Annotated in this window: 11 protein-coding genes and 3 tRNA genes; 5 read left to right on the forward strand and 9 right to left on the reverse strand. The window is 54.7% G+C overall.

Translation table 11 applies throughout. The features are described from left to right. Window positions 1-2: 2 nt before the first annotated feature. A complete protein-coding gene (locus E3E25_RS07285; protein WP_167892429.1) occupies window positions 3-1,922 on the forward strand; it encodes a helicase C-terminal domain-containing protein in 1,920 nt (639 codons plus the stop codon). A gap of 68 nt (window positions 1,923-1,990) precedes the next feature. Here E3E25_RS07285 and E3E25_RS07290 read toward each other — a convergent pair whose 3' ends face one another. Further along, window positions 1,991-3,094, reverse strand: a complete 1,104-nt coding sequence (locus E3E25_RS07290; protein ID WP_240910795.1) for an ATP-binding protein — start codon at window positions 3,092-3,094, stop codon at window positions 1,991-1,993. Between the two features lie 531 nt (window positions 3,095-3,625). Further along, window positions 3,626-3,733: transfer RNA gene (locus tag E3E25_RS07295), tRNA-Met, on the reverse strand. A gap of 118 nt (window positions 3,734-3,851) precedes the next feature. Between E3E25_RS07295 and E3E25_RS07300 the strand changes: the two genes are divergently transcribed. Then, complete coding sequence (locus E3E25_RS07300) at window positions 3,852-5,021, forward strand: transglutaminase-like domain-containing protein (RefSeq protein WP_240910755.1); 1,170 nt, start codon at window positions 3,852-3,854, stop codon at window positions 5,019-5,021. On the opposite strand, the gene E3E25_RS07305 is transcribed toward E3E25_RS07300, so the two are convergent. Beyond that, complete coding sequence (locus E3E25_RS07305; protein WP_167892431.1) at window positions 4,996-6,231, reverse strand: DEAD/DEAH box helicase; 1,236 nt, start codon at window positions 6,229-6,231, stop codon at window positions 4,996-4,998. The two genes, E3E25_RS07300 and E3E25_RS07305, sit on opposite strands and share 26 nt — an antisense overlap. 69 nt (window positions 6,232-6,300) lie before the next feature. Continuing rightward, window positions 6,301-6,378: transfer RNA gene (locus E3E25_RS07310), tRNA-Lys, on the reverse strand. A gap of 110 nt (window positions 6,379-6,488) precedes the next feature. Between E3E25_RS07310 and E3E25_RS07315 the strand changes: the two genes are divergently transcribed. After that, window positions 6,489-6,576 (forward strand) — tRNA-Leu (locus E3E25_RS07315). Between the two features lie 206 nt (window positions 6,577-6,782). On the opposite strand, the gene E3E25_RS07320 is transcribed toward E3E25_RS07315, so the two are convergent. The 3 genes from E3E25_RS07320 to E3E25_RS07330 are packed head-to-tail and all read right to left on the reverse strand — an operon-like array spanning window position 6,783 to window position 8,977. After that, window positions 6,783-7,394: a rhomboid family intramembrane serine protease gene (locus E3E25_RS07320; protein ID WP_167892432.1), complete on the reverse strand. Its 612-nt coding sequence runs from the start codon at window positions 7,392-7,394 to the stop codon at window positions 6,783-6,785. Then, window positions 7,384-8,166, reverse strand: coding sequence for a bifunctional fructose-bisphosphatase/inositol-phosphate phosphatase (locus E3E25_RS07325; protein ID WP_167892433.1), 783 nt, complete (start codon window positions 8,164-8,166; stop codon window positions 7,384-7,386). Before E3E25_RS07325 ends, E3E25_RS07320 begins: the two co-directional genes overlap by 11 nt. A 1-nt stretch (window position 8,167) precedes the next feature. Beyond that, window positions 8,168-8,977, reverse strand: coding sequence for a DUF63 family protein (locus E3E25_RS07330; protein WP_167892434.1), 810 nt, complete (start codon window positions 8,975-8,977; stop codon window positions 8,168-8,170). Between the two features lie 74 nt (window positions 8,978-9,051). Here E3E25_RS07330 and E3E25_RS07335 point away from each other — a divergent pair, with 74 nt between their 5' ends. Both E3E25_RS07335 and E3E25_RS07340 read left to right on the forward strand, forming a co-directional pair. After that, a complete protein-coding gene (locus tag E3E25_RS07335; protein WP_167892435.1) occupies window positions 9,052-10,092 on the forward strand; it encodes an NAD(P)-dependent glycerol-1-phosphate dehydrogenase in 1,041 nt (346 codons plus the stop codon). Window positions 10,093-10,124: 32 nt separating this feature from the next. Beyond that, the gene (locus E3E25_RS07340) at window positions 10,125-10,559 is read left to right on the forward strand and encodes a UPF0179 family protein (RefSeq protein WP_167892436.1); all 435 of its coding nucleotides are present in this window, start codon (window positions 10,125-10,127) and stop codon (window positions 10,557-10,559) included. Window positions 10,560-10,561: 2 nt separating this feature from the next. Here the strand turns inward: E3E25_RS07340 and E3E25_RS07345 are convergent, their stop codons facing one another. Together E3E25_RS07345 and pxpB are read right to left on the reverse strand one after the other, a co-directional pair. Further along, entirely contained in the window at window positions 10,562-11,563 is a 1,002-nt protein-coding gene (locus E3E25_RS07345; protein WP_167892437.1) for a biotin-dependent carboxyltransferase family protein, read from the reverse strand. Next, window positions 11,556-12,242, reverse strand: coding sequence for a 5-oxoprolinase subunit PxpB (gene pxpB / locus E3E25_RS07350; RefSeq protein WP_167892438.1), 687 nt, complete (start codon window positions 12,240-12,242; stop codon window positions 11,556-11,558). The genes E3E25_RS07345 and pxpB overlap by 8 nt, the downstream gene beginning before the upstream one ends. Between the last annotated feature and the right edge of the window lie 67 nt (window positions 12,243-12,309).

The following is a 12,309-nucleotide window of genomic DNA, read 5'->3' on the forward strand; positions in this document are numbered from 1 at the left end:
CCATGAGCGAAAGCGGAACACCGGAGTACTTTCCCTACGAAGAACTCAGGCCCCATCAGCGAGAGTTCATAGAGCTCGTCTCAGAGGCCGTTAAAAACGGAGAAAACGCTATAATCGAAGCCCCTACCGGCTTTGGAAAGACCGTGAGCGTTTTAGCCGGAATCCTGCCTTACGCCAAGGAGATGGGTTACAAGGTTCTCTATCTGGCCAGAACCCACAGGCAGATGGACAGAGTCATTGAGGAGCTGAAGGCAATAAACAAGAAGGACCCCGTCTCTGGAGTCGAGCTGAGGAGCAGGAAGGACCTCTGCCTTCACACATACCTCACCCAGTTCACGAGCGACGCCTACACCGCCATGGTCGTCTGCAAGAACCTCAAGAAGCTCGGCAAATGTGAGTTCTACGAGAACGAAAAGAAGAAAAAGACGGAGTTCGACGAGCTAGTGAAGTTCTTCCTGAGCGAGCCGAGTCATCCGGCCGAGATTCTGAGCTACGCGGAAACCTTAGAGCTGTGCCCCTACGATCTGACCAAGAGGATAGCGGAGAGGGCAGACGTCATAGTGGCCAGCTACCTCTACCTCCTCAGCCCAACCATTCGGGAGAACTTCATAAGCTCCCTCGACGTTGACTACTCAGACCTGATAGTGGTTTTTGATGAGGCCCACAACCTGCCTGACCAAGCCATCTCAGCCTTGAGCGACCGGATAAGCATACATACGGTAAACAGGGCGATAAAAGAGGCCGACGAGTACAACGAGCACGAGATAGCCAACTTCCTCAGCATTTTCGGCCGCGGATTGGAGATGCTCTACGACGAGAAGCTCAAGGACAGGGACGTGCATGAAACCCCCATCCAGCCGGAGCTGGTCTTCGCGCACGTCGTTGATATCCTGAGCCTCGACACCCGTGGCCTCGTCAGGATTCTCAACGACATGGTCGCCGTTGGCGACGCCATAAGGGAGGACAGGATAGAGAAGGGCAAGCCGCCGCGCTCTTACATCGGCAGGATAGGCGAGTTCCTCCTCTTCTGGATCTCGCTCATTGGACGGGAGGACTACCTATTCCTCATGAGTAGGGACAAAGGGCTGAGCCTTGAGCTGGTTGCTTTAGATCCATCGAAAGCTCTGGGCTTCATCAGAAACGTCCAGAGTGCGGTTTTCATGTCCGGAACCCTCACCCCGATGGAGGCGTTCCGCGACGTCATGGGAATCGAAAACGCCCGAATGAAGAAGTTCCCGAGGATGGTAAAGAGAGAGAACGCACAGGTTTTAGTGGCTAAAGACGTATCGACGAGGGGTGATGAGCGCTCGCTCCAGGTTTACAGGCGCATGGTGGACTACATCGTCGAGGCGGCCAGACTCATACCGAAGAACGTCGGAGTCTTCACTGCTTCCTACGAGGTTCTCCAGGGCCTTCTCTCGGCGAACCTTCAAGTCAGGCTTGAGGAAACGGGAAAGGCGATATTCATTGAGAAGCAGGGCGCCAGCTCAGCAGAGAACGATGCGATGATAGCGAGCTTCAAGGCCCACGCCAGGGGGAAGGGAGCGGTGCTCCTCGGAGTCATGGGTGGAAGAAACAGCGAGGGGCAGGACTACAGCGGCGATGAGATGAACGGTGTGATCCTCGTTGGAATACCCTATGCGAGGCCGACGCCGAGGGTTCAGGCCCAGATAAGGTACTTCGAGGGGAAATTCCCCGGAAAGGGCCGATACTACGGCTATTACCTGCCGGCCCACAGGAAGCTGGTTCAAGCTGCCGGAAGGGTTCACCGCTCAGCCGAGGAAAAGGGGTCAATCATAGTCCTCGACTACCGCCTCCTCTGGAGCTCGATAAAGAAGGACCTGCCGGACTGGATGAAGGAATCTTTAAGGCCGGTTGATTTACCAAGGATGAGGCTGTATTTGAGGAGGTTCTGGGGTTAGACATGCCGATAAACTACACACTGGAGGAGATAATGAAGGAGATAACGTTAATTCTGGATTCTTCTTAGCTACGCCCTAATTCTCAAGGCCGCTTCCTGATAAAAGCCATATTTGAACCGGTAGATGCTCACCACCTTACTCTTGGATTCCTTTTCAACTATCCCCATTTCCAGAAGGGTCTCGAGCGTGTTAACGACGCTGACTTCCGTCAATCCAGACAGCCTTGCAAGTGACGATGGCCTGGAAACACCCTCACCCATGGCGTTTAAGAGCGCTATCACTTTTCTTTGATACTCCCTTTGTGGGCGCAACCCGACAAAACTCTTGAGTTCACTCATGGCTCTCTTAACGGCTTCTTCATGGGCGTTTTTAAGGGCCCTTCCGTGAGTCAGCCCATCAATCCTCCCCCTGCCGTAAGATGAGAGGTAACCCGGAAAACCACCCAGTTTAATAGACGCCTCCCGAAGCTCGTCAATGGAAAAATCCACGTTTCCCGCCGCGAGGAGGCCTCTTTTTAAGAACTCAATCCCAGTTTGAACGTCCCAAGGCTCAACGTCCACCCTTACCGGAGCACGTCCATAGAGATAATCGTCGTATTCGGGATTCAGAAGCTTCTTGAAGAGCCCCATGGCGGAGCCCGTGAAGATTATTATGGGTCTTTTCTCCGCCAGAACGTTATGAAGCCTCCACAGTGCAGCGAGGAGCTTGTTTCTTTCCGTCCGCATGTCCTGAACCTCATCCCATACCAGCAGGCTTCCCTCGGGAAGAGCCCTCATGACTTCATCAAAGAGGGCCGCGGGATTCTTGGGGGCTATGGAGATGTTTTCCTCCCTTTCGAGAACCGCTTCGAAGAACTTAATACCCAAAGAGACCCTCCTGAGCTTGAGTTTATCCTCGTGCACTAAATTCATTACGTCCAGCCCGAACCTCTCCACGAATTCGGTAAAGTTGTGAATGCCAGCAAAGTTTGAATAAACCGCGGGGTTACCCGTTGTGGAAGAATAGTGGGTTGCGAACGCCCTCGCGAGGCTGGTCTTCCCAACGGCCCTTGGCCCTATGATCGCCACCCACCGTTTCTTTTCGAGGACAAGCTGATGCAACTGGGAAACTTCCCTCTCCCTGCCATACAACTCCTCAACTTTAATTATCGGGGTTTCTGGAAAGGGTTTCATACCATCCACCACATTTTTTAAGATTAAAAAATCTGTTATTTAAGTGTTTTGAAGCTTTGAAATGGCCTAAGAGAGGATTGGAAAGCCCATTACAGAGGACTTTTAACGTGCTCAAAAAATTGGGTAATAATGAACATTAAGATTCATACAAAATCCAAAGGAGCGAGCGAAACCCCTAAATACCCCCACGCATACAATCTCCTGAGACAGTACGGCGCCGAGGCGCTCTGAGCTTCTTATTTTCCTTCCAGACAAGGCCTTAACCAAGTTTTTCTTTCAAACTGGCAGGAGCCAAAGCGTGCAATCTAAAATTTGCCCGTGAAGAGGGTTTGGCTTTAAAATAGGCCATTAATCAGGTTTCAACTTTGTTCTGGCGTCCAAAGGACGCCTTGTGGGGGTGAAACTCTTCAGAGCTGTAATTGTGGAATAAACCCGTAGCAAAATCGCCCGTTTTAACGTGCACGAACTATAAAATCTGCCCCACAAACAGTCAGAACCTTTTGATGAAACTTTGCGTCAGCAAAGTTTCAATGGTGCCGGGGCGGGGCTTTGAACCCCGGACCTCTCGGTTTCTCAGGCTCCCCCGAAGGGAAGCGGCCCTATGAGCCGAGCGCTCTGACCAGGCTAAGCTACCCCGGCACTGCCCGAGCGCCCGGGTTATACCTTCAGGAGGGCATTTTTAAATCTTTCGATGGACACGAACCCGATGCTCTTTCGCTGGGGAACTGTTTTATAATCCCTCCCTCCAAGTTGGTTCATGATGGGAAGGTTCCTCGCGGCGTTTGCCATCGCGTTCATTGTCATCATCGCGGGCTGCCTCTCGGCCACTCCGGAGACCGGAACGCCCGAAAGTACCGCATACCAATCTACAACTTCAACCACTCCGTTCTCCACTCCAACGCCTGGTTCATCCCCCGCAACCTGGACTAATCCCCTTGTGAGCTGGGAGAACGTGACCGTGTCTCTCCCGGGCCAGGACGCCGAGCTCAGCTGTCCGGGAATCCTCTGGCGCTACATCCTCAGGGATGCACTTTCCTGTATGCTGGGCAGGGAAGAGCTTGAGGTCATATCACCCCTCGCGGAGGAGCTCAAGGGTGAAGACCTCGCCCAGAGTGCCTGGAACGTCCTAGCCTGGGAAGGAGAGTGGCTGAGCTACGACTGGGAGAAGGCCAAACAGCCCTTCGCCAAGGTCATAATATACCCCGACGGAAGAGAGGAGGTTGTTGAGGGGCAGAACAACACCATTCAGACCCCCTACGAGACGATAATGCGGAGAACCGGTATATGCACCGACTACACAGTTCTCACGGATGCCCTGCTCCTGGCCATGAACTACTCGCCGGTCTACGCGATGGCCATAAACCTCACCGATTTGGGGCACGCCACGGCGTTGGTAAAGATAAACGGATGGTACTTCACCCTCGACCAGCACCTCCCGCCCATGGATTTAGGTGCCTACTACCACTACTGGGAGCGGCAGGGGAGCAGGATAGTTAACGCCACCCTCTACGAGATAACACCGGGCGAAGAGAAGGCCAACATAAAGGTTCTGGGCGTCGTTGCCGGCGAGGAGTTCCTCAACCAGGACTACACCATGGGTGATGCCGACGCGAGGAATTTAGCCGTTTCCATGATGAATCTGCTCTATGAGGGATTCGGCCTGAAGGCCGACGAATCCCTGAAAAGACTCTCCGACGGAAAGCTCCCGAGGGGGTACAGGGCCGGCTGGACGTGGGGGGTTACCTACTACAACCTGGCCGACTACTACCACCCCTTCTTCCATGAAGAGTACGCCGAGTGGCTGGTCTCCCAGATGCTTTCTGACCAAGAGTTCGCGGGCTACGTCCAGAAGAGCGACGCGGTCTGGATAGAGGTCCGGATAGAGGGCGAGGATTTAATCCTCACCATCTACCTCGGGAGCTCTTAGAATAGCCCCGGGAGTTCCTTGGATAGCGGGAGTTTCTTCTTCCGCTTCTCCCGTAGTAACCGGAGCGATCACTTTCATACCTCTCGCGGTACTCCCTCGGGATCTCCTCGCTGAGCTCGGACTTCCTTATCTCCACGCCGGCTACCTGTGCAATGTAGCGCAGCCTCTTGAACTCACCGGGCATTATGAAGGTTATCGCCCTTCCCCGCTTGCCCATCCTGCCGGTTCTCCCTATCCGGTGGACGTAGTCCTCGGCAGTCATGGGCAGGGAGTAGTTGACGATGTGGCTTATGTCCTGAACGTCGAGGCCCCTCGCCGCAACGTCGGTCGCAACTAAAATCCTTGTTCTCTTCGTCTTGAAGCGCCAGAATGTCCTTTCCCTCGAGTTTTGGCTCATGTCGCCGTTTAGAGCCTCGGCGCTGTAGCCGGCTCTCCTGAGCCTCTCACTCAGCTCCCTGGTTTCCCTCTTGGTGGCGCAGAAGACTATGCCGTAGAAGTCGTTGCCGAGTATCTTCTTCAGCACCGTGAACTTCCGCGCTGGGACGACCTCCACGTACTCCTGATCCACCATTTCCGGAACCAACTCGTCGCTGCTGACGCTTATCACCTCATGGTTCTTCATGTAACGCCTCGCGAGCCTTCTAATCTCTGGGGGCATGGTGGCAGAGAACATCAGCACCCTCTTCCTCCGTGGCGTCTCCCTGAAAATCGCCTCTATGTCGTCTATGAAGCCCATGTCGAGCATCCTGTCGGCCTCGTCAAGGATGAAGAACTTCACCGAGCTTAAATCGAGGGTTCCGCGCCTTATGTGGTCGAGAACCCTGCCGGGAGTTCCAACGACGACGTGGGTTCCCCTCTCAAGGGCCCTTATCTGCGGCCCTATCGGCTGGCCGCCGTAGACGGCATATACGTAAACCCTCTTCCTCCCGCGGAGGCTCTTGATTTCATCCGCCACCTGGAGGGCAAGCTCCCTCGTGGGGGTCAATATTATCGCCTGAACGGCCTTTATATTCGGATCAATCGCCTCGATTATTGGAAGCGCAAAGGCGGCAGTCTTTCCCGTCCCGGTCTGGGACTGGCCGATTATATCGACGTCGCCCGATAGAAGGCGGGGGATTACCTCCCTCTGAATGTCCGTTGGGGTCTCAAAACCCTTCTCTCTAACCGCCACTAACGTGGCCTCTGATAAGCCCAATCTTTCAAAACTCATTTTCCTAACTCCTTACGTTGCTCAAACGCATCCCTTCTCAAGCGGAACGCGTCGAGAAGAAACGCGGTCTGGCGGGCCGGGGGGGATTCGAACCCCCGACCACGGGATTAAGAGTCCCGCGCTCTAACCATGCTGAGCTACCGGCCCTCAACCCGAAGTCATAGACGGGAGGTTGCTTTATAAATTTTTTGGTCAGAGGCCGGAAATTGGACAGGGAAAACTTTATAAAGCCTCTCCGAGCGTTATACTTTGGCAACGCGGGGGTTGCCGAGCCTGGTCAAAGGCGCGGGATTGAGGGTCCCGTCCCGTAGGGGTTCCGGGGTTCAAATCCCCGCCCCCGCACCAGAAACGTTTCTGTCTCGAATTATCATTTGAATCACAAAATTCTCACAGCCTTTCTCGGTCGATAACGAAAAAAACAGTTAGATTCCCAGAACACACGTCCTGGTTAGCCCGCTATCCAGTTGAGGCCCTATACAGTTCCATTCTACTCAAAACGACTTTTGGCGCATAAAAACGGAAATGTAAAAAACGGGTTGCTCATGAGGGAATTACCATCCGTAGCCGTACATCCTCGCCATCAGGTGCCTCTTGATTTGCCTGCCGTAGTAGTAGCCTATGGCCATTCCAACGAGGAGCCCGCCCAGGTGGGCGTAGACGTTGACGCCCGGCAGGATGCTGTTTATCAGGAAGAGCACGAAGGCGTTTATCAGCGCGGCCTGCATGTTGCCTCCGACGACGCCCGTTATGAGTATCAGCGCCCCGACTATGCCGAAGAGGGCTCCACTCGCACCGGCGCTGGCCGAGTTGGCTGGCAGCAGGAGGAGCGTCAGCAGGTTTCCGGCTAAACCAGAGACGAGGTAGACCATGACGAGCCTCTTCGGCCCGAGGATTCCCTCAAGCTGTCTGCCCATCATCAGGAGGAAGTACATGTTGAAGCCTATGTGGAGTATGCCGACGTGCACGAACATCGCGGTTATTAGTTGCCACCAGGCACCATTGATGACGGCGTAGTTCCACTGGCCGAGCCTTGCAAGGACTCCGATGCTTATACTGAGCGGGTTCCCGCTGAGGATTGCCTCGACTATGTAAACGGCCACGTTTATCAGGAACAGCGTAAACGTCGCCTTCCCGTAGCGGGCAAAATACTTCTCAAGACTCATTTTCCAGCTCCTCCAGAATCATGTCGAGCAGGTAGCGGTCGTTGACGGCTATTACGTTTGTCTTGCTCGTTGCGTCGAGCCTCAGCTCCAGCTCCTTCCCCCTCTCGTCCGTGACTATCGCCCCCGCCTCCCTCGCTATCAGCACTCCTGCCGCTATATCCGTCGTCCTCACGTAGTTCCTTATGTCCAGGACACCGTCGAGGGCCCCCTTTGCCAGGTAGGTAAGCTCAACGGCTATCGCACCGAGGACGCGGACGCGTTTGACTCTCCTTATTAGGCCCAAACACCTGCCGCGCGTGTAGAAGCTGAGTGCCTCCTTTCCGCGCTCGGGTTTCCTGACTCTTATGGGCTTTCCGTCCATGTAGGCGCCTTCCCCAGGCAGGGCCTCGTAAAACGTCTTTGTGGCGAACTCGTATATCGCACCATAGATGGGCTTCCTTCCTTTAAAGACGGCGAAGCTGAAGGCGAATATTGGTATGCCTGCGGCGAAGTTGTACGAGCCGTCTATGGGGTCAACGATGACCGTGTAGTCGCTCCCGTTGTCTATGAAGCCTATCTCCTCGCTGACGACATTAACGCCCAGGGGCTGAAGTCTGCTAAGAACAACGTCTTCAGCCACTTTGTCAACGTATTTGGTAACGTCTCCGCTGACGTTCTCTCCTATCGCCTCCCCTGCCTTGGGAGTGCCGAAGAGGGGCATTACTTCCTTTTCAACCTCCCTCGCGGTTTCGAGGGCGACCTCGTTCCACGGGATTTCCGTATTAGTTTTCATACTAACCACCCATCAGCATTATCAACAGGTTCCTCGTTCCCGGCCCGAAGCCGAGGATGAACATCGTGAGCTTCACGAAGTTGATCAGATCTGGATCCTCGTCCTTCATCCACCTGTCGAGTATCCACACCACAGGCAACAGTATTAGGAACTTCTCGGCGTATATAACCGCCGGCGTCCCGAAGGCATCCATAAGCCACCTTGCGAGGACGTGCTGCTCCCAGAAGCCAAGGAACTGGATTCCTACAAATGTGGTTGTAGCGTCGTAGAAGTGGGTGTAAAAGAGGAGCGAGTTGTCCCTGACGAGGGTGAGCTTCTTTGAGACGAGCCATATAAATGCCTCGGCTATTATCAGCGCCGGAATGAAGTACTTGAAGACCTCCGGGTTGAAGTTAACCCTTCCCAGGTTTATTATCAGGACGAAGACTAACCCACCGAGCAGAACCCAGCCGAAGTCCCTATAGAGAGGATAAAACTTCTCTCCGGAGCAATGCCTCCACACGGCGTAGAGAGACGCTATCGCAAAGGCCGCTATGACGAAGTAGCCGCCGGGGCTGACGGTCAGGTAAGTCCTTGGGAGGATTCCAACGTCGGTCATGCTCCGCATCAGCGGGCCAAGGATTATGTACGGAATGAGCGCTTTGAAGAAGCGGTCGTCAACCTTTATTCCCATCCGTTTGAGCATCTTGTAGAGGAGCATCACAGCTATGCCCAGGATTATGGCGTAGACAACCGTGTTCACGGGATTGTAACCCTGGTTTTCCTGTATCGGTTTTATGAAGTACTCGTAAAAGAACTCGTAGAGCCCCATTCGACCACCATAGACCGTTGTTCCGATAGCCTTAAAGCTTTTCCCACCCATTATCTATCTGGACGGTGGTTGAGATGCATCTGATGCAGCTGCCCAGAGAGGTGCTGCTGGGCGAAAATCTGAAGGGAGAGGCCGTTAACGTCGCGAAGAGGCTTGGTCTGGGTGAGAGAGCTTTAGTGCTCTATGGGCCGAAGACGAAAGAGATAGCCGGAAAGGACATCGAAAAGAGTCTCAGGGAGTCGTTTGAGGTGAGCGCGCTGGTAATCCGGGAGGCCAACATGGAGGAGGTCGAGAAGACCCTGACTAAAATTAGGGACGATAACTCTGACTGGCTCATAGCCGTTGGAGGGGGTAGCATAATCGACGTCGCCAAGCTTGCCTCGTTTAAAGCCGGAGTTCCCTTCATCAGCTTTCCCACTACAGCTTCCCACGACGGCATAGCGAGTGCAAACGCATCCATCAAGGACCTCGGGACCAAAACGTCGGTCAAGGCCGTGCCTCCGGTGGCGGTGATAGCCGACGTGAGGGTCATCAAGACCGCCCCCTACCGCTACCTCGCGGCTGGCGTTGGCGACATGATAAGCAACCTAACCGCTGTAAAGGACTGGCAGCTGGCCCACAGGATAAAGGGCGAGTACTACAGCGAGTACGCGGCTTCACTGAGCCTGATGAGCGCCAAGATGGTGATAAAGAACGCGGACATAATACGCCTCGGCAACGAGGAGAGCGTGAGGAAGGTTGTGAAGGGTCTTATTTCGTGTGGCGTGGCCATGAGCATAGCCGGCTCTTCAAGGCCAGCCAGCGGTGCGGAGCACCTCTTCAGCCATGCGCTCGATGCCATAGCGCCAAAACCGGCCCTGCACGGTGAGCAGGTCGGAGTTGGGACGATAATAATGGCGTATCTCCACGGGCTCAAGTGGGAGCGGATTAGGGAAACCTTAAAGAAGGTCGGGGCGCCAACTAACGCATACGAGCTTGGGATCGACCCGGAGTATATAATTGAGGCCCTCACGATTGCCCACACGATACGGCCCGAGAGATACACGATCCTCGGAAAGGACGGCCTCACGCGAGAAGCCGCCGAAAAGGCCGCTAAAATCACAGGGGTCATCTGAAGATCACCGCTTCAAAAACGGAGGTGTTTGGAATGGCAATAATCACGTTAGTTGGGGAAAAGCTGGCAAGACCTGGGGTTGAGTTCATATATTACGGCCCGGCAGAACCGTGCAAGACGTGCAAATTAGCTGGAGTCTGCGTCGGAAACCTGGAACCCGGCAGGAGGTATAAAATTCTCAGGGTAAGGAGCATGCCCTCTCACTCCTGCCCGCTTCACGAGGGCAAGGTTCGCGTCGTCGAGGTCGTCGAGCCGAGCATCGAGGTCGCGATAGAGCCGAGGCTGGCCATAGCCGGTTCCGTGATAAAGCTTCACTTCGCGGACTGCAGCGACAGGGAAAAAGCGGATCTGTTCAGGCCGGAGGGCCTCTTCGAGGGCGACCACGTGAAGATAATAGAGATCCTCGACGATGTCGAGTGCGGTGGCAGGACATACAAGGTCGTCAAGGTCATGCGCAAGAAGGACTGACCTCATTCTTTTTCCACTTTTGTGAACGCAATCAGCTCTTCTTCCCCCGTTCTTATTCTGTAAATGCGCATCTTCCCATCGAGGAAGTTCCTAATGGCCATCAGAGTTTTCTCGCGCCTAATCAGCAGCTCCCAGGCTTCGTCAACACTCACCGCCTCAAACCTCAGCCTCTCCCCCGGCCTGCTCTGTGCAACTATGGGAAGATCGGCCGTTGAAACGACGGCTATCTTGGCGTAGCCGCCGGTTGTCTGGGCGTCGTGAAGCATCACTATCGGCTTTCCGCTGGACGGCACCTGAACCGTTCCAGGCAGCAGGGGCTCCGTAACGATGTCCGCGCCCCTCTCGGAGTGTTCTATGGTCTTTCCATCGAGGCGGTAGCCCATCCTGTCGGACTCGGGAGTTACGGTATAGGACTCGCTCAGGAAGGTCTCTATCCCCTCTTCGGTGAAGTGGTCGAGGCCGGGGCCGAGGACGACGCGGACGGTCTTTTCCTTAGAAGAATAGTCCGGCCTCAGCTCGGAGGGAAGGTATCTCCCTTCCTTCCCGGCTAGTATCGCGTAGCCGAGGCTTAGCCTATCGCCGGCCTCCAGTGGCCTTCCGAGACCGGCCTTGGGATAGGCCGAGCAACTGCCAAGGAGCCTTTCGCACTTTATCCCGCCGGCGAAGGCTATGTATCCGTAGAGGCCGCTCTTCAAGGCGCCAACCTCAAGGATGTCGCCCCTCTTGGCCCAGTAACTCCTCCAGGGTTCAATTGGGACGCCGTTTAGCTTCACCTCAACATCCCCAGCGATAGCAAAGACTGCCGAGGAATTGAATCTAAGCGTTGGGCCGGCCAGAAGGAACTCAAGGAGCGGAGCATCGCCGGGGTTTCCGACGAGGTAGTTCGCTATCCTCGCGGAGTAGTCGTCCATGAAGCCTGAAACCGGAACGCCGAGCTTTCGGTAGCCTCTCCTGCCTGAGTCCTGGACGGTTAGAAGCGAGGGCACTTTTAGGAGCTCAATCATTCCTTTCACCCCATTCACGCTCGTAGAGCTCCCTGAATTCATCTTCGTCTACTGGGACGAACCTCACCCTGTCACCCGGCTGGAGAAGAGTTGGCGGCTCTTTCGATGGATCGAAGAGTCTCAGGGGAGTCCTGCCTATAAGCCTCCAACCCCCGGGGCTTTCGAGGGGGTAAATACCGGTCTGCTTTCCCGCTATTCCCACAGAGCCTGCTGGCACTTTCAGGCGAGGCTTTTCAAGTCTTGGTGTCGCTATCCTATCGTCCATTCCGCCGAGGTATGCAAACCCTGGGAGGAAGCCGAGGAAGTAGACGCGGTAGACCGGCCTCGAGTGAATTTCTATGACCTCATCAACGCTCAGGCCATTGTATTCCGCCACGAACTCCAAATCGGGACCGTATTCACCGCCATAAACGACTGGAACCTCCACGAGTTTCCCCTCGAAGCGCTCTGAAGTGAACTCGACCCCCTCAACGGCCCGCTTGACGCTTTCGAAGTCTATCAACACAGGATTGTAAATTACAGCGAGGGATGAATAAGCCGGAACGACTTCGACGAGCCACTCAAAGTTGGCCTTCTCTATTGCCCTCGCGAGGGAGTGTATTTTCTCGTTTAGCTCCTCGTCTATAACCTCGCCGAAGGAAATCAGCAGGGCGGAATCGCCGAGGGGTTTGAATTTCATGGTCTCACCTTTTGCGGTCAAATTCCTTCCGAATCTCCTTCGGATTAAAATCCTTCTCAAAGATTCC

Origin of the sequence: Thermococcus sp. MAR1 (genome assembly GCF_012027305.1) — an archaeon.
Lineage (GTDB): Archaea > Methanobacteriota_B > Thermococci > Thermococcales > Thermococcaceae > Thermococcus.